The organism is Herbidospora cretacea (assembly GCF_001570605.1).
Taxonomy (GTDB): Bacteria; Actinomycetota; Actinomycetes; order Streptosporangiales; family Streptosporangiaceae; genus Herbidospora; species Herbidospora cretacea.
The window spans coordinates 570,296-586,251 of sequence record NZ_BBXG01000004.1 but is presented as its reverse complement, the minus strand read 5'-3'; the positions used below and the strand labels follow the sequence as shown (position 1 = coordinate 586,251).

Below are 15,956 nucleotides of genomic sequence, written 5' to 3'. Positions count from 1 at the left end.
CAATTAGTTGACTATGCGCTCGTCGGGCTCCGGGGTCGAGGACCGCACGAGGTTCTCGCGGAGCCAGGTCTCGGTCGTGCTCACGTGCATGAGGGCGGCGGCCTGGGCGAGCACCACGTCCCCGGCCTCCAGCGCCCGGTAGATGGAGACGTGCTCGGCGACCGTGCGGCCGGTCACGTTGCCCTCCAGGAGCCCCCGCCAGACCCGGGTGCGGACCGTGCGGCTGGCGATGCCGCCGAGCAGGGCGCACAGCGACTGGTTGCCGGTCGCCTCGAAGACGGCGCGGTGGAAGGCGTCGTCGTGGTGGGTGAGCAGCTCGATGTCGTCCTGCGCGCCGATCATGGCGTCGAGGTGCCGGTGGACCTCGGCCAGCTGGGCCGCCGTGATGCGGCTGGCGGCCAGACCCGTGGCCACCGGCTCGAACAGCCGCCGCACCTCGGTGATCTCCAGCAGGTCGTCGCCCTGCATCATCTCGACCGCGACGCCGACCCCCTCCAGCAGCAGCGCGGGCTCCAGCGAGGTGACGTAGGTGCCGTCCCCCCGCCGCACCTCCAGCACCCGGGTCGTCACGAGGGAGCGGACGGCCTCGCGCAGGAGGTTGCGGGACAGCCCGAGCGAGGTCGCCAGGTCCTGCTCGGGAGGCAGCCGCGCTCCCGGAGGGAGCATTCCATCCTTGATGAGCTGCCGGATGCGCACGATGGCCTGCTCGGTCAAAGACATAGGTGCATCCTGCACCAACGCTCCGCCCCGGACGCCATCCGAGATAGACATGTGATGTCTCTCCGTCCGCGCGGCTCCGCGAGACCCTCGAATACGCAGGCCGAAGCGTCGATACTGACTGCCTCTAGACACTGGCGGGGTTCCGGCCGTAGAAAGACATCCCATGTCCTGTGCTCCCAAGGAGTGATGATGAGAAGCAGACGCTTATCCGTGGCCGCGGCGTTGTCGATGACGGCCTGTCTGGTGGCGGCGTGCGGCGGGACCGACACCCCCGCCGAGACGACCGGCGGCGCCCCGGCGAAGCCGGTGATCGGGGTCGACTATCCCCGTTCCGACACCGACTTCTGGAACTCCTACATCAGCTACGTGCCGAAGTTCTCCGGCGAGCTCGGCGCCGACCTGAAGACCACCAACTCCCAGAACGACATCGCGAAGCTGACGGCCAACGTGCAGAGCCTCGTGAGCCAGGGCATCAAGGGCCTGGTCATGGCGCCGCAGGACACCGCGGCGGTGGCCCCCACGCTCCAGCAGCTCGAAGGCAAGAAGATCCCCGTCGTCCTGGTCGACACCCGACCCGACCAGGGCAACGCCTTCATGGTGGTGCGCGCCGACAACCGCGCGTACGGCGAGAAGGCCTGCCGCTACCTCGGCGAGAAGCTGAAGGGCGCCGGCAAGGTCGTCATGCTCCAGGGCGACCTGGCCTCCATCAACGGCCGCGACCGCACCGAGGCCTTCAACGAGTGCATGGCGCAGAACTACGCCGGCATCAAGGTCTTCGGCGAGGCCACGAACTGGGACGGCGCGGTCGCCTCGCAGAAGCTGTCGACGGTGCTCACCGCCAACCCGGACGTCAAGGGCGTCTACATGCAGTCGAGCTTCGCCCTGGCCGGCACCCTCCAGGTGCTCAAGCAGCGCGGCCTGCTGGTCCCGCCGACCGACCCCAAGCACGTCTTCGTGGTCTCCAACGACGGCATCCCGCAGGAGCTCAAGGACATCGCGGCGGGCAACATCGACGCGACCGTGTCCCAGCCCGCCGACCTCTACGCCAAGTGGGCGCTGGAGTACACCAAGGCGGCGATCGAGGGCAAGACCTTCGCCCCCGGCAAGACCGACCACGACAGCACCATCATCGAGGTCCGTCCGGGTCTGCTGGAGGACCAGCTCTCCGCTCCGCTCGTCACGCTCGACGGCGGCACCTACGGCGGCATCCCCAGCGTGAAGCACGACGACAAGTCGCTCTGGGGCAACAACCTGAGCTGAGAGGCACGGCGATGGACGCTTCCGTGAGCCCTTCGGCCGTCGCCGAGGCGGTGCGCATCACCAAGAAGTACGGCGAGACCGTGGCGCTGGACGGCGCCCACATCACGATCACGCCGGGCGAGGCCCATGCCCTCGTCGGGCGCAACGGCGCGGGCAAGTCGACCCTGGTCTCCATCCTGACCGGCCTGCAGGAACCCGACGAGGGCGAGGTCCGCTTCGCCGGACGCCCCGCCCCCCGCCTGTCCGACCGGTCGGCGTGGCGGGAGCGGGTCGCCTGCGTGTACCAGAAGTCCACGATCATCCCTGAGCTGACCGTGGCGGAGAACCTGTACCTGAACCGCCACGACCACAACGGGCTGCGCCTGGTCAGCTGGAAGAGCGTGTGGCGGAAGGCCGCCGACCTGCTGGAGGCGTGGTCGGTGGACGTGGACGTCCGGCTGCCGGCCAAAGAGCTCAACGTGGAGCAGCGGCAGTTCGTGGAGATCGCCAGGGCCCTGTCCTTCGGCGCGCGGTTCATCATCCTGGACGAACCGACCGCGCAGCTCGACGGCGCGGCGATCTCCCGCCTGTTCGACCGGATGCGGGCGATGCGCGAACAGGGGGTCACCTTCCTGTTCATCAGCCACCACCTGCAGGAGATCTACGAGATCTGCGACACCGTCACGGTCTACCGCGACGCCCGGCACATCCTCACCGCGCCGGTCGCCGAGCTGCCCCAGGGCGACCTGGTGGCGGCGATGACCGGCGAGGCGGCCGGGCTGAGCGACCGGCACGCCCGTCCGCCGGTCTCCGCGCAGGCCCCGGTGGTCCTGGACGCCCGCGGCCTGGCCGACGGCGAGGTGTACGCCGGCGTCGACCTGCGCGTCCGGGCGGGCGAGATCGTCGGGCTGGCGGGCCTCGGTGGCAGCGGGAAGACGGAACTGGCCGAGACCCTCGCGGGGCTGCGAGCTCCCCGCGAGGGCACGGTCGAGGTCGGCGGACGCCGGCCGCGCGCGGGCAGCGTGCCCGACTCGCTGGCGGCGGGGGTCGGGCTGGTCCCCCGGGACCGCCACCACCAGGGCCTGATCCCGCTGATGTCGATCGCCGACAACGCCACGATGACCGTGCCCGAACGGCTCGGCGCCGCGGGCCTGGTGAGCGGCCGCCGCCGGGACGGCCTGGCCCGCGAGATGATCACGAACCTGGCCATCAAGACCCCCGGCCCGGAACTGCCCGTGAACGGCCTGTCCGGCGGCAACCAGCAGAAGGTGGTGATGGCCCGCGCGCTGGCGAGCGACCCCCGCCTGCTCGTGCTGATCACCCCGACCGCCGGTGTGGACGTCCGGTCGAAGGAGTTCCTGCTCGCCAAGGTGGAGGAGATCGCCGGGAAGGGCACCGGCGTGGTGATCGCCTCCGACGAACTGGACGACCTGCGCCTGTGCGACCGCGTGCTGGTGATGTTCCACGGCCGGGTCACCACCGAACTGGCCGCCGGCTGGCACGACCACGACATGGTGGCGGCCATGGAAGGAGTCGACCTCGATGCCTGAGACCACCGCCGCCCCCGCCGAGACGGGCAGTCCCGCGCCTAAGGGGCCGAGGAGGCCACCGGCGGGGCTGCGCCTGGCCCGGTTGCGGGACCTGGCGCTCGTCCCGGCGATCATCGCGATCGCGATCGTCGGGCAGATCGTGCACCCGATCTTCCTGCAGGCCGACAACGTGATCAACATCCTGCAGACCATGTCGGAGATCTCGCTGCTGGTGCTGGCGCAGACGCTCGTGCTGATCGTCGGGAAGATGGACCTGTCGCTGGAGTCGACCTTCGGCCTGGCGCCCGGCGTGGCCGCGTGGCTGACGGTCGCGGTGGGGACCGGATCGGGGCTCGGGCTGCTGTCCGGCTTCTGGGCGATCCCCATCACCCTGGCGGTCGGGGCGCTGGTCGGGGTGGTGAACGCGCTGTTCATCGTCCGGTTCGGGCTCAACGGGTTCATCGTCACCCTGGGCATGCTGATCGTGCTGCGGGGTCTGCTCACCGGCATCTCCGGCGGGCAGACGTTCTTCAACCTCCCGGAGTCGATGACCTATCTGGGTTCGGCGATGTGGCTCGGCGTGCCCGCCTCGATCTGGATCTGCCTGCTGCTGTTCGCGGTCGGCGTCCTGGTCATGGGCTTCACCGGGTTCGGCCGCTCGCTGTACGCGATCGGCGGCAACGTCGACGCCGCGAAGGCCGCGGGCATCCGCACCGACCGGGTGCTGTGGATCACCCTGATCGCGGCCAGCGTGCTGGCGGCGGTCGGCGGCCTGCTGCTGACCGGGCGGCTGGCCTCCGTAGCCGCCGCCCAGGGCGACGGGGCGATCTTCACGGTGTTCGCCGCCGCCGTCATCGGCGGGGTCAGCCTCAACGGCGGCAAGGGCACGGTGTTCGGCGCGTTCACCGGCATCCTGCTGCTGTACATGATCCAGAACGTCCTCACCCTGGCCGGCGTGCCGGCGCAGTGGATCGAAGCGCTCAACGGAGCGATCATCCTCACCGCGCTCGCCCTCTCCCGGCTCACCGGGGGCAAGACGCAGGAGTGACCCTCCTCCCGGACCGCGTCCGGGCGCCTACGACGGCAGCGGGGGCGCCGTCGTGCCGAGGCGCCCGGACGCCTGGGTGAGGCTCTCCTCGACGCCCAGCACGTGCATCGCGGCGTGGATGCGGGCCCGGTCGGGGTCGCGGGCGAGCAGCGCGAGATAGACGGCGCGGTGCTCGCCCAGCGTGCGCTGCACGGCCTGCGGGTCGGTCATGCCCCGCCAGATCCTGGCCCGGACCGTGCGGCCGGACATGTTCGCGATCACGGCGGCCAGCACGGCGTTGCCGCAGTGGGAGGTGATCAGCGCGTGGAAGTCCTGGTCGAGGGCGACGAGCTTGCCGTGGTCGATCTCGGGCTCGGCGGCGAGCCGCTCGGCCTCCTCCAGCAGGCCGCCCAGGACGACGAGGTGCTCGTCGGGGATGCGGACGGCCGCCAGGGCCGTCGCCTCGGCCTCCAGGATCCGGCGCACGTGCAGGAACTCCCCGGCTCCGGCGTGCTGGTGGATGTCGGCGACGAAGCTCATGCCGTCGAGCAGCAGCGCCGGGGAGAGGCTGGTGACGTAGGTGCCGTCGCCCTGGCGCGTCTGCAGGACCCTCATGGCGATCAGCGCCCGCACGGCCTCACGCAGGGTGTTGCGGGCGATGCCGAGCTGGTCGGCGAGTTCCTTCTCGATGGGGAGTTTCTGACCGGGACGCAGCTCGCCGTCGACGATCATCTGCTTGATCGTGTCGATCGCGGTCTCGATGACTCCCACTTCGCCGTCCCCACTGCCGTCCCTACTGGCGGGCCCACTCCGCGCCATCAGGGTAGCGGTAGGCGTCGACGGAGCCCGCGTGCATGCGGGCGCTGTAGCCCGGGGCCCCGGGCAGGCGGTAGCGTCCCCGCTCGATCCGGACGGGGTCGGTGAAGTGCTCGTGCAGGTGGTCGACGTACTCCAGGACCCGTCCCTCCATGCTGCCGCTCACGCAGACGTAGTCGATCACCGACAGGTGCTGGACGATCTCGCACAGGCCGACGCCCCCGGCGTGCGGGCACACCGGCACGCCGAACTTGGCGGCCATCAGCAGGATGGGGATGATCTCGTTGACCGAGGCCAGGCGGCAGGAGTCGATCTGGCAGAAGTCGATCGCCTCCGCCTGGAGGAGCTGCTTGAACATCACCCGGTTGTGGCAGTGTTCGCCGGTCGCGACGCCGACGGGGGCGACGGCCTTGCGGATGGCGGCGTGGCCCAGGACGTCGTCGGGGCTGGTCGGCTCCTCGATCCACAGCGGCTCGTAGGCCGCCAGCCGGTTCACCCAGGTGATGGCCTCGGGCACGTCCCACACCTGGTTGGCGTCGATCATCAGGTTGCGGTCGCCGAGCTCCTCCCGGGCGATGGCCAGCCGCCGCAGGTCGTCGTCGACGTTCGCGCCGACCTTGAGCTTGACGTGCGTCCAGCCCTCGGCGACCCCTTCCCGGATCAGCCGCCGCAGCTTCTCGTCGTCGTAGCCGAGCCAGCCGGGCGAGGTGGTGTAGGCGGGGTAGCCGTGCGCCTCCAGGACGGCGACGCGCTCCTCACGGGTGGGGTGCAGCCGCGCGAGCATCTCGACGGCCTCGGCGGGGGTGAGCACGTCGGACAGGTAGCGGAAGTCGCACGCCGCGACGATCTCCTCCGGCGACATGTCGGCCACCAGGCGCCACAGCGGCTTGCCGGCCCGGCGGGCGGCCAGGTCCCAGGCGGCGTTCAGCACGGCGGCGGCCGCGAGGTGGACCACCCCCTTCTCCGGGCCCAGCCAGCGCATCTGGCTGTCGGCCATGATCTCCCGGTAGAGACCGCCCAGGTCGGCGGCCATCTCGTCCACGTCCCGCCCGGCCAGCCTCGCGCCGATCTGGCGGGCGGCGGCCACGCAGAGGTCGTTGCCCCGTCCGATGGTGAAGGTCAGGCCGTAGCCCGCCAGGTCGCCGTCATCGGTCGCGAGAACCACGTAGGCGGCCGAGTAGTCGCCGTCCGGGTTCATCGCGTCGGAGCCGTCGAGGGTGGCGGACGTGGGGAACCTGACGTCGACCACGTCCACTGAGGTGATCGTCGACATAAGAGACTCCAATTGATCCGATGAATATGGATTGAACGGTAGGACGAGACCCGCCCGACGTCAACAAATCAGCGAGTCCTTGATGGGCTTAACCCGATGAATCTGGCGAGAACGGCGGTGATGCCCGTTCTATTACGGATCATTTCTGGCAGATTTGCGCAATCCTGCTAAGGAATTGCAGATATATGCTGCCAAAATGATGATCACATCTGTTCGAGGCCGCCGGCCCCGGAAGACCGCGTACCTGCTGTTACTCGGGCTGCTGGGCTGGACGGTCACGACCGGCCCGGCGGCCGCCGACCCCGCGCCCTCTCCGAAGATCTCGGCCGAGGTCAGGTCGGAGGCGGCGGACGGAGGCGAGACCTCCTTCTGGGTGCGCTTCGCGCGGAAGGCCGACCTCACCGCCGCGACCGACCCCATGAAAGTCATCGAGGCCAGGAAGGCCGTCGCCACCGCGTCCCAGCGGGACGTCCTGGCCCTGGCCGACGACGCCGGCGCCGGCCACACCGCCTTCTGGATCTCCAACACCGTCCTGGTCACGGGCGACCGGGCCCTCATCGACCGGATCGCCGCCCGTCCCGAGGTGACCGCGATCGAACCCGACGAGCCGATCGAGCTGCACACCGCCGTCACGCGGCGGGCGGGGGCGATGGCCGGGGTCGAGTGGAACGTCGAGAAGATCCGCGCCGACGACGTCTGGAGCGGCTACGGCACCAAGGGCGAGGGCATCGTCGTCGCCAATATCGACACCGGCGTGCAGTGGGACCACCCCGCGCTGGTCGGCTCCTACCGGGGCGGCGCGGCCGGGAACCACGCCTACAACTGGTACAACCCCGAAGGCGGCTGCCCGTCCGCCGCGCCCTGCGACGTCAACGGCCACGGCACCCACACCATGGGCACGATGGTCGGCGACGACGGCGTCAACCAGGTCGGCGTCGCCCCGGGCGTGAAGTGGATCGCCGCCAAGGCGTGCCCGAGCACCACCTGCACCGCCGCCTCGCTGCTGCTGGCCGGTCAGTGGATGCTCGCCCCGACCGACGCCTCCGGCGACAACCCCCGGCCCGACCTCGCCCCCGACGTGATCAACAACTCGTGGGGAGGCATGGGCTACTCCGACTGGTACTCCGACGTCATCTACTCCTGGACGCAGGCCGGCATCTTCCCCGCCTTCTCCGTCGGCAACGACGGGCCGGGCTGCGAGACGGGCAGCTCCCCCGGCATCCAGCTCGGCGCGTTCGCGACCGGCGCGTTCGACGTGAACGACGTCATCGCGCCCTTCTCCAGCCGGGGCTCGGGCATGTCCTGGTACAAGCCCGACCTCGCGGCCCCCGGCGTCGACGTGCGCTCCTCGGTGCCCGGCGGCGGCTACGGCGTGGCCAGCGGCACCTCGATGGCCTCCCCCCACACGGCGGCCACGGTCGCGCTCGTCTGGTCGAGGGTGCCGAGGCTGCGCGGCATGGTCGACCTGACCCGGATCATCCTGAACGACAGCGCGGTGGCCATGCCCGACACCTCGTGCGCCTCGGCCGGCGACGTCAACGACACGTGGGGCAACGGCAGGCTCGACGCGTACGCGGCCGTGCAGCTCGCTCTGGCCGACCCGGTGGCCGTCGGGGCGGAACTCCCGCTGGTCGTGGGCTACAACGTGGGCCTGCCCGGCACCTCCGACCACTGGGGCTACATGACGGTCGACGGCGACCCCGCGACCTACTGGGAGGTGCCCTCCGACCGGGTCTTCGCCAACATCAACCTGGCGTTCGACGGCGGGCGGCGCACCTTCGACAAGGTGACCGTCACCCTCCCGGCGGGCGAACCGGCCCGCACGCTGCGGTTCGCGGTCCGCGCCGCTTACGAGGGGTACAGCGACTACGTCACGGTCCTGCCGGAGGCCAACCACTCCTTCAACCCGGCCACCGGCAACAAGGTGACCGTCACGCTGCCGCCCGTCCACGGCTGCTGCGTGGCGCTCCAGTTCCCGGCCGGGCCGTGGTCGCCCACGCTGAAGATCGCCGAGATCGAGGCGTTCTCGGCGACCGGCACGAACGCCGCCCAGGGCCGCCCGGCCACCGCCGGGCACGTGGCCTCGTTCACGCCCGGCAACGCCCTCGACGGCAACACCGCGACCTACTGGGAGAGCCCCAACAACGCCTTCCCGCAGAACTACACCGTCGACCTGGGCGCTCCGGTCAAGCTCCACCAGGCCGAGATGACCCTGCCCCCGGGCTGGCCGGCCCGCACCCAGACGATCGCCGTCTCGGGCAGCAACGACGGCAGCACGTACTTCCCGATCGTCGCCTCCCGCGCCTACGCCTTCGGCGCGTCGGCCACCACGGTCGGCTTCAACATGACGACCGCCAGATATGTCCGCCTGACGTTCACCGGCAACACGGGCTGGCCGGCCGGCCAGCTGTCCGAGCTGCGCCTGCTCGCGTCCTGACCGCCCACCCCCGCCGTGAGGGTGGAGCCCGCTCCACCCTCACACCCGGCGGCAGGCAGGATAGTTCGGCTGACCTGCGCTCGCACGGCGTCGAGGCCCAGCTGACCGACCTCGGGACGCCCGGCTACGGCGGCTCCCGGCACCTGGGCTCCCACCAGAGGACCACCGCGTCCGTGGTCCGCTGGTTCACCACGCTCTTCCCGTGAAGCCGCAGGTCGGTGCCGGTCGCGGGCCTGACTACGCTGTCGCCTGGAGCAGGATATTTCCGGACGTATGGCGAGGTGCTCGTGCCCGACTTCTGCGCGGTGCTGTTCGACCTGGACGGCACGCTGGTCGACTCCGACGCCGCGGTGGCCAGGACGTGGGCCGCCTGGTCCGTCAAGCGCGGCGTCGACCTGGAAGTGATCATGAAGGTCTCGCCGGGACGGCCGGGCGTCGAGACGATCGCCGAGCTGGCCACCGGCCTCACCCCCGCCGAGGTCGTCGCGGACGCCGAGGAGAACCTCCGTCTCCAGGAGGCGGACCTCGACGGCGTCGTGGCGATGCCGGGAGCCCTCGACCTGCTCGCCTCCTACGAGCAGCTCGGGGTCCGCTGGGGCATCGTCACCTCGTGTCCCCGCCCGCTGGCGCTGGCCCGGATGAGCGCGGCCGGGCTGCCCCGGCCCCCGGTCCTCGTCACCGCCGACGACGTCGTCCACGGCAAGCCCGACCCGTCCTGCTACCTCCTGGGGGCCGAGCTCCTGGGCGTCGCGGCACGTGACTGCCTGGTGGTCGAGGACGCGGCGGCGGGCGTCCACGCCGGCAGGGCCGCCGGGATGACGGTGGCGGGGGTGGGAGGCGTCGCGGGCGCCGACCTCGACCTCGCGAGCCTGCGGGACCTGACGACGGTCCGGGTGCGCCCGGCGCACGAGCCGCTCACCCGCGGTTGCACCTGACCGCCACCGGCCTCACCGTCACCGGCGAGATCCGGGCCACCGCGTGCCCGCCGCCGCCCTCGCGAGCCCGCCGCGCCCGAGCCGCTTTCGGTGGGCCGGCAGGAGAACGGTCATCCGTTCTGGTCCGCGTACCAGACGTCGTGGCAGACCAGGACCCCGGCCCGGCGCAGGCAGACCCGCACGGCGTGTTGGTAGCCGTCGACGGTGGGCGTGCGCGTGGGTCCGCCGAGGCCTTGGTAGCGCTGCTCGCAGTATGTCCAGCCGCCCGCGCGGACGGCTCCGTCGGAGGGCCAGTAGGTGGTGAACCTCGTGTTCGAGCGGTCGATCGAGAGGATCTCGTCCGAGCGGAGGTCGCGGTCGATCTTCGCGTACGCGCGGCTGTTCGTCCGGCCCGAGTAGAGGCGGACCGTGGTGCCGTGCAGGGTCACGGGGTAGCCGACGCCGGCCGAGTTCTTCTGGATCTGTCCGTAGGCGCTGTCCTCCCCTACTCCGCAGGTGGCCGCTTGAGCGGTGGGTTGCAGGGCGACGACCGCGGTTCCGGCCATCAGCAGAGCGGCCAGTGCGGCCCGTGCTTTGAGCATGTCGTCTCCATCCGTCGTGGCGTGCGGAGTCGACGATGGCAAGGGGCTAGCGGTGTGTGTTGTCGTCATGTGCGGTCTTCTTGGCGATCCGTGCACGACGGAAGGCGCCGGGAGCGACGCCGTAAACCGTCCGGAACGCCCTGCTGAACTGGGAGTCACCCATGAAGCCCCAGCGTGCGCCGATCATGCCGACGGTGAGATGGTCGCAGCGGGGATCGGCGAGGTCGTGGCGCGCGTTGGTCAGCCGCCGTCGCCGGATCCAGTCGGCCACGGTGAGCCCCTCCTGCTCGAACAGGGCGTACAGATGACGCAACGACACGCTCAACGCCGCCGCGACCGCCACCGGGGACAGGACCGGATCGTGCAGACGCTCCTCGATGTAGGCGTGCGCGCGGACGAGAAGCGACCGCCGACTGGGCGGCGGGCCGGGCGGCGGCTCCCCGGCGGCCCATTCCAGCAGTCCGTCCAGCAAGGACAGCAGCGTCGACGCGACGCGCGGCGAGTAGGCGGGCGGCAGTCCGGCGGGATCGGAGGTGAGCTGCCGCAACGACGCCGCGAGCAGCCCTCCCAGACCCGTCCGACCGGGCAGCCGCAGCGCCATCAGGCTCTGCAGCCGCCTCTCGGGAACGGTCAGCGCATCCCGGGGCAGCTGCATGACGATGCCCTCGGACACCTGTCCCAGCCGCCCAGTCCAGGCGCGGAACGGGCGTGAGGTGTCGTAGAGGACCAGATCACCCGCTCGCAGGTCGGCTTCCATGCGGTTCTGGTGCAGGCCGGAGCATCCGTGCAGGGTGAGAGACAGGTGCAGCGTGCCGGGGTCGCGATCGCGGATGAGCCGGGACGTTCGGCACGCCTCGAACGGCAGGCAGGTGACCCGCGACACCTGGACCTGCCCGAAGTCGGCCGATTCCATCCGCGCCCAGAACCTGTGGGCGACCTCGCTCGACGCCTCGACCGAGACCACCGACCGGCCCACGCTCTCCCACCAGTAGTCGAACCGCTCGGACACCGGCAGCTCGTCCAATCGGATCAGCAATGTCCCGCGCACCTCCGAAGCCCGTCTCGCCGACCCGGGCTTCCCCGCTGACGGAACCCGCAACGGATTCCCGCGATCCTGGCGCTGACGGGTCAGCCGGGGAGGGTCTCGACGCTGGCGAACAGTTCGACGAGGGCGCGGACGGGCGCGTGGGCCTCGGTGTGGTGGCGGAAGTGCTGGTCGAGGTTGAGCTGGTAGCGGTTGCGGCGGCCGACCCGGTCCCTGGTGAGGTAGCCGGCCTCGTGGAGGTCGGCCACGATGCCCTGGACCGCCCGCTCGGTGATGCCGATGACCTCGGCGACCTCGCGCAGCCTGACCTCGGGATTGCGGGCGATCTCCAGGAGCACCCGGGCGTGGTGGGTGAGGAACGTCCAGGAGGAACGGTCTTTTGCGGTGGTCATCGGAGTCACGCTCTCGGCCTCGGACGGGTCGTTCCTCCACCCTCGCACAGCGAACTGTCTTTCACGAATTCTTCTTCGGGTTTATGGTGGGTGGACGACTCCTGCCGTTGGAGGCCACTCCATGAAGGAGGAACGGCGGTGACCCCCTTGATGCTCACCCTGGACCAGCTGCCGGACAGCACCGTCGTCCACGCCGCTGGGGACATCGACGCCACGAACCGCACCTTCCTGGCCGACGCGCTCACGGAGGGCCGCCGGCGCGGCAAACCCCTCATCGTCGACTTCAGCGCCGTCACCTTCCTCGACAGCAGCGGCCTGCACGTCCTGCTCGACGCCCGGACGCGCACCACGCTCGGGAAGAGCGGCTTCCACCTCGCGGCCCTCCACCCACGCGTCCTGCGGCTTCTCCAGATCGCCGGGGTCGCCCACTTCCTCAACGTCCACGACAGCGTCGAGCAGGCCCGCACCGCCGTGGAGCGGTGGTCCGTCACGAAGTGAAGGACCCGGCCCGACGTCCCGGCCGGGTCCCGCAGCGGTGAGGGGTCAGTCGGTGGTCAGGGCGTCCATCAGGTCGCCGACCGACGTCTCGGGCAGCGCGCGGGCCACGTCGGCCAGCGCCACCATCCCCACCAGTTCGTGGCCGTCGATCACGGGCAGCCGGCGCACCTTGTGCGAGCCCATGGTGCGCAGGATCTCGCGGGCGTCGTCGTCGGCGCCGATGGTGACGACCTCCGCTCCGGAGAGCTCACCGGCCAGGCACGACTTCGGGTCCTTGCCCTGGGCGATCACCTTCACCACGATGTCGCGGTCGGTCAGCATGCCCTTGAGGCGGTTGTCCTCACCGCAGATCGGCAGCGAGCCGACATCCAGGCTGCGCGTCTTCTCCGCGGCCTCGGCGATGGTCTGGCCCGAGTTCACGCATTCGGCGTTCGGGGTCATGATCTCGCGTGCGGTTGTCATCGTTCTCCTTCCGATGACAACCCCGCTGCCCCCGTCCGCCGGGCGTACGCCCGCCCCGGTCAGGCGATGCGCTGGATCATGGTGTTGCTGATCTGGTAGCGGTATCCGGCGTCGAGCACCGCCCGGTCCTGGAAGTCGCTGGTGCCGAACGGGGTGCCGTACAGGTAGACGTTGGCGGCGGCCTCCTGGCCGGTGACCTCCTGGACGCGGCGGCGCGGCTCGGCCAGTTCGCGTTCCACGTCGGCGGCCGTGACGATGGCGCCGATCGGCGAGTGGCTGCCGGTGTGCGGGACCACGACGTGGCGGCGGCCGATCTCGGCGACCTCGTCCCAGGTGAGGGCCAGGCGATCGTACGAGAGCTCCTCCTCCACCAGGTCGATGTCATGGGCGTCGGCGAAGGCGCGCTGCTCGGCGGGCGGGCAGTCGACGAACCTGGTGATGATCGGGAACCACGCGGTGAGGCCCAGTTCGTCGCAGATGGGGGCGGCGACGGTGTGGTTGTTGCGGTAGCCCTCGTAGAAGACCGGGATGAAGCCGGGGCGGTCCAGGCCCCACTCCCCGGTCTCGTAGAACCGGTCGAGGTCGGCCACGGTCACGCAGGCGAACGCCTCCGCGTAGGCGGCGAGCTCCGCGCGGAGCTGGCCGGCGGTCGACGACGGGGTGTTGTGGTAGTTGACGACCCGCAGGTGGCGGCCCTCTTCCAGGGCGGTGCGGTAGGCGGCGAATCCCATGTCAGTCCTCGGTCGGGAAGAAGTGGACGCGGGCCACGACGGTGACGACCGAGGCCAGGGCCGCGAGGTCGTCGTCGGCCGCCTCGGGGCGGACCGACGTGGCGTACCGGCCGGTCAGGTCGGCCAGGGCGGGGCCGTCGGCGAGGTCGGCGGCCGGTCGCGCCGGGCCGCGCAGGTCCTCCAGCGCGAGGAACATCGGGATGCCCTCGCGTTCCAGGGCCCGCCGCTCGTTCTCGGCGAGGATCGCGCCCGGGTCGGGGTGCGGGGTGAGACTCATGGTCATCTCCTAGTGCAGGACGCACAGCAGGTGGGCGACCTGCGCGGCGACGGCGTCGCGGGCGGGCCGCAGGTACTTACGCGGGTCCACGGTCGCCGAGGCGGTCAGCGCGCGGCGGACCTCGGCGGTGAACGCCTTGTTCAGGTGGGTGGCGATGTTGACCTTCGTCATGCCCGCCGCGACGGCCTCGGTCAGCCCGTCGTCGGCGACGCCCGAGGAGCCGTGCAGGACCAGCGGCGCCGGCACCGCCGCGCGCAGTCCCGCGATCAGCTCCAGGTCGAGCACCGCGTCGCGGGTCAGCATCGCGTGGGAGGTGCCCACGGCGACCGCCAGGGCGTGCACCCCCGTCGCCGCGACATAGGCCGCGGCCTCGGCGGGGTCGGTCCGGGCTCCGGGCGCGTGCACGCCGTCCTTGCCCCCGATCTCGCCCAGTTCGGCCTCTACGAACACGCCGGTCCGGCGCACCACCTCGGCGGTCGCGGCCACGTTCTCCTCGTAGGGCAGCGCCGACGCGTCGAACATGACCGAGCCGAACCCGAGCGCCACCGCCTGGTCGACGAGGTCGCCCCGGGTGGCGTGGTCGAGGTGCACGGCGACCGGCACCGGCGCCTCCCGGGCGATCTCCAGGCACGCCGCCCCGATGGCGGCCAGGCCGCCGTGGTAGTCGACGGTGTTCTCGCTGATCTGCAGGATCACCGGCAGGTCCGCCCGGGCGGCGCCGGCCACGATGCCCTGGGCGTGCTCGACCTGGATCACGTTGAACGCGCCGACGCCGCGACCGGCGGCGTACGCGGCGGAGATGATCTCGGCGGTGGGGGTCAGCACTCTCGCTCCAGTGGTTCCGTGGTGACGACGGTGAGATTGGCCCGGTAGGCGGCGTGGTCGGCCTGACCGGCCAGGGGCGCCCTGACGGCGGCGGCCGACAGGGCGGCGGCGTGCTGGAGCGTCTCGGCCCAGTCCCAGCGGGCGACGACGCCCATGGCGATGGCCGCGACGGCGGCGTCGCCCGCGCCGGTCGGGTTGCCCTCGGCGAGCGGCGGCACCGCCCGCCACAGGCCGTCGGGGGTGTCGGCGTGCAGGCCCCGGGGTCCGTCGGAGACGACGGCGGCCCGCGCGCCGAGTTCGCGCAGCCGCATCGCGCCGTCGCGGACGGAGGTCGCCGCACCGAAGGTGCGGCTCAGCTCCTCGGCGTTGGGCTTGACGACGTGGGGCCGGGCGGCCAGCGCGTGCACCAGGGCGTCGCCCTCGGCGTCCACGATCGTCGGCACGTCCCCGGCCAGAGCGGCGAGCACCGCGTAGGCGTCGGGCGGGACGCCCGGCGGGAGGCTGCCGGACATCACGACGGCGGAGGCGCGCGGCAGCCAGGCGCCGAAGTCGGCCAGGAAGGCGGCCCACTCCCCCGGGGAGATCAGCGGGCCGGGCTCGTTCAGCAGGGTGACGTCTCCGGCCACGACCGCGACGGTGCGGCGGGTCTCCCCCGCGATGGGAGTGAAGGCGTTCGGCAGGGCGGCCGACGCGCCGAACCGGGCGTCGGCCAGGCCCAGCGCCGTCACCTCGTGGCCCAGCTCCCGCAGCAGCCGTGCGACGTTGAGGCCCTTGCCGCCCGCGCGGACCGCCACCTCGCCGACCCGGTTGGTCGCGCCCCGGCGCAGGTCGGCCACTTGGTAGGTGACGTCGTAGGCGGGGTTGAGCGTGACGGTGAGGATCACCCGACGACCCCCGGATCGGGCCAGGAGACGAAGACGTACCCGGGGTCGACGCCCAGGTCCGCGCTGAGCAGCGCGGCGGCCCGGCCGACCGCCGCGCGCATGAGCTCCGGATCGCGGAGCCGCCCGCGCACGACGGCCGTGACACCCGCGCCGTCGAGGGCGGCCAGCCGCTGGGCGACGACCGCGCCGGGCGGCAGGCCCAGGGCGTCGGCGACGGTGAGCGCGAGCCGGTCGGACAGGTCGCCGGGGACGGGCGCGGCGGTGGCGTACTGGACGAAGGGCACG

At 71.5% G+C, this 15,956-nt stretch carries 18 protein-coding genes; 6 read left to right on the top strand and 12 right to left on the bottom strand.

The features are described 5' to 3' along the window. Nucleotides 1-3: 3 nt before the first annotated feature. The gene (locus AW270_RS10740) at nt 4-720 is read right to left on the bottom strand and encodes a FadR/GntR family transcriptional regulator (protein WP_061293343.1); all 717 of its coding nucleotides are present in this window, start codon (nt 718-720) and stop codon (nt 4-6) included. Between the two features lie 189 nt (nt 721-909). Between AW270_RS10740 and AW270_RS10735 the strand changes: the two genes are divergently transcribed. The 3 genes from AW270_RS10735 to AW270_RS10725 are packed head-to-tail and all read left to right on the top strand — an operon-like array spanning nt 910 to nt 4,536. Then, complete coding sequence (locus AW270_RS10735) at nt 910-1,980, top strand: sugar ABC transporter substrate-binding protein (protein WP_061293341.1); 1,071 nt, start codon at nt 910-912, stop codon at nt 1,978-1,980. 23 nt (nt 1,981-2,003) lie between these two features. Next, entirely contained in the window at nt 2,004-3,509 is a 1,506-nt protein-coding gene (locus AW270_RS10730) for a sugar ABC transporter ATP-binding protein (protein WP_245674650.1), read from the top strand. After that, nucleotides 3,502-4,536 carry an ABC transporter permease gene (locus AW270_RS10725; RefSeq protein WP_061293337.1) on the top strand — a complete coding sequence of 345 codons (1,035 nt, stop codon included), beginning with the start codon at nt 3,502-3,504 and terminating at the stop codon, nt 4,534-4,536. The genes AW270_RS10730 and AW270_RS10725 overlap by 8 nt, the downstream gene beginning before the upstream one ends. 27 nt (nt 4,537-4,563) lie before the next feature. On the opposite strand, the gene AW270_RS10720 is transcribed toward AW270_RS10725, so the two are convergent. Then, entirely contained in the window at nt 4,564-5,286 is a 723-nt protein-coding gene (locus AW270_RS10720) for a FadR/GntR family transcriptional regulator (protein ID WP_061293336.1), read from the bottom strand. Nucleotides 5,287-5,308: 22 nt separating this feature from the next. Beyond that, entirely contained in the window at nt 5,309-6,604 is a 1,296-nt protein-coding gene (locus AW270_RS10715; RefSeq protein ID WP_061293332.1) for an enolase C-terminal domain-like protein, read from the bottom strand. 196 nt (nt 6,605-6,800) lie between these two features. On the opposite strand from AW270_RS10715, the gene AW270_RS10710 reads away from it, so the two are divergent. Next, a complete protein-coding gene (locus AW270_RS10710; protein ID WP_061293330.1) occupies nt 6,801-9,041 on the top strand; it encodes a S8 family serine peptidase in 2,241 nt (746 codons plus the stop codon). 287 nt (nt 9,042-9,328) lie between these two features. Then, complete coding sequence (locus AW270_RS10705) at nt 9,329-9,976, top strand: HAD-IA family hydrolase (protein ID WP_218009157.1); 648 nt, start codon at nt 9,329-9,331, stop codon at nt 9,974-9,976. A gap of 110 nt (nt 9,977-10,086) precedes the next feature. On the opposite strand, the gene AW270_RS10700 is transcribed toward AW270_RS10705, so the two are convergent. The 3 genes from AW270_RS10700 to AW270_RS10690 form a co-directional block, all read right to left on the bottom strand. Next, the gene (locus tag AW270_RS10700) at nt 10,087-10,557 is read right to left on the bottom strand and encodes a hypothetical protein (RefSeq protein WP_061293326.1); all 471 of its coding nucleotides are present in this window, start codon (nt 10,555-10,557) and stop codon (nt 10,087-10,089) included. Nucleotides 10,558-10,603: 46 nt separating this feature from the next. Next, nucleotides 10,604-11,593 carry an AraC-like ligand-binding domain-containing protein gene (locus tag AW270_RS39485; protein WP_169807286.1) on the bottom strand — a complete coding sequence of 330 codons (990 nt, stop codon included), beginning with the start codon at nt 11,591-11,593 and terminating at the stop codon, nt 10,604-10,606. Between the two features lie 92 nt (nt 11,594-11,685). Then, nucleotides 11,686-11,994, bottom strand: coding sequence for a helix-turn-helix transcriptional regulator (locus AW270_RS10690; protein WP_061293321.1), 309 nt, complete (start codon nt 11,992-11,994; stop codon nt 11,686-11,688). A gap of 138 nt (nt 11,995-12,132) precedes the next feature. Here AW270_RS10690 and AW270_RS10685 point away from each other — a divergent pair, with 138 nt between their 5' ends. Next, the gene (locus AW270_RS10685; RefSeq protein WP_157521807.1) at nt 12,133-12,492 is read left to right on the top strand and encodes an anti-sigma factor antagonist; all 360 of its coding nucleotides are present in this window, start codon (nt 12,133-12,135) and stop codon (nt 12,490-12,492) included. Nucleotides 12,493-12,537: 45 nt separating this feature from the next. Here AW270_RS10685 and AW270_RS10680 read toward each other — a convergent pair whose 3' ends face one another. From AW270_RS10680 to AW270_RS10655, 6 genes are read right to left on the bottom strand one after another with little or no spacing between them, the layout of a single operon-like run. Next, nucleotides 12,538-12,954 carry a CBS domain-containing protein gene (locus AW270_RS10680; protein WP_061293316.1) on the bottom strand — a complete coding sequence of 139 codons (417 nt, stop codon included), beginning with the start codon at nt 12,952-12,954 and terminating at the stop codon, nt 12,538-12,540. 59 nt (nt 12,955-13,013) lie between these two features. Continuing rightward, the gene (locus AW270_RS10675; protein ID WP_061293314.1) at nt 13,014-13,685 is read right to left on the bottom strand and encodes a polysaccharide deacetylase family protein; all 672 of its coding nucleotides are present in this window, start codon (nt 13,683-13,685) and stop codon (nt 13,014-13,016) included. A 1-nt stretch (nt 13,686) separates the two neighbouring features. Further along, nucleotides 13,687-13,962 (bottom strand): hypothetical protein, encoded by a 276-nt coding sequence (locus tag AW270_RS10670; RefSeq protein ID WP_061293312.1) that lies wholly within the window; start codon nt 13,960-13,962, stop codon nt 13,687-13,689. A gap of 9 nt (nt 13,963-13,971) precedes the next feature. After that, a complete protein-coding gene (locus tag AW270_RS10665) occupies nt 13,972-14,787 on the bottom strand; it encodes a class II fructose-bisphosphate aldolase (protein ID WP_061293310.1) in 816 nt (271 codons plus the stop codon). Then, complete coding sequence (locus tag AW270_RS10660; protein WP_061293309.1) at nt 14,781-15,671, bottom strand: 1-phosphofructokinase family hexose kinase; 891 nt, start codon at nt 15,669-15,671, stop codon at nt 14,781-14,783. The genes AW270_RS10665 and AW270_RS10660 overlap by 7 nt, the downstream gene beginning before the upstream one ends. Then, complete coding sequence (locus AW270_RS10655) at nt 15,668-15,955, bottom strand: hypothetical protein (RefSeq protein WP_061293307.1); 288 nt, start codon at nt 15,953-15,955, stop codon at nt 15,668-15,670. The genes AW270_RS10660 and AW270_RS10655 overlap by 4 nt, the downstream gene beginning before the upstream one ends. Between the last annotated feature and the right edge of the window lies 1 nt (nt 15,956).

What these genes read in the sequence shown, in the direction of transcription:
- AW270_RS10680 (WP_061293316.1), bottom strand. Translation starts at nt 12,954, where the DNA reads ATGACAACCGCACGCGAGATCATGACCCCGAACGCCGAATGCGTGAAC.
- AW270_RS10715 (WP_061293332.1), bottom strand. Translation starts at nt 6,604, where the DNA reads ATGTCGACGATCACCTCAGTGGACGTGGTCGACGTCAGGTTCCCCACG.
- AW270_RS10675 (WP_061293314.1), bottom strand. Translation starts at nt 13,685, where the DNA reads ATGGGATTCGCCGCCTACCGCACCGCCCTGGAAGAGGGCCGCCACCTG.
- AW270_RS10740 (WP_061293343.1), bottom strand. Translation starts at nt 720, where the DNA reads ATGTCTTTGACCGAGCAGGCCATCGTGCGCATCCGGCAGCTCATCAAG.
- AW270_RS10735 (WP_061293341.1), top strand. Translation starts at nt 910, where the DNA reads ATGAGAAGCAGACGCTTATCCGTGGCCGCGGCGTTGTCGATGACGGCC.
- AW270_RS10700 (WP_061293326.1), bottom strand. Translation starts at nt 10,557, where the DNA reads ATGCTCAAAGCACGGGCCGCACTGGCCGCTCTGCTGATGGCCGGAACC.
- AW270_RS10670 (WP_061293312.1), bottom strand. Translation starts at nt 13,962, where the DNA reads ATGAGTCTCACCCCGCACCCCGACCCGGGCGCGATCCTCGCCGAGAAC.
- AW270_RS10710 (WP_061293330.1), top strand. Translation starts at nt 6,801, where the DNA reads ATGATGATCACATCTGTTCGAGGCCGCCGGCCCCGGAAGACCGCGTAC.
- AW270_RS10725 (WP_061293337.1), top strand. Translation starts at nt 3,502, where the DNA reads ATGCCTGAGACCACCGCCGCCCCCGCCGAGACGGGCAGTCCCGCGCCT.
- AW270_RS10690 (WP_061293321.1), bottom strand. Translation starts at nt 11,994, where the DNA reads ATGACCACCGCAAAAGACCGTTCCTCCTGGACGTTCCTCACCCACCAC.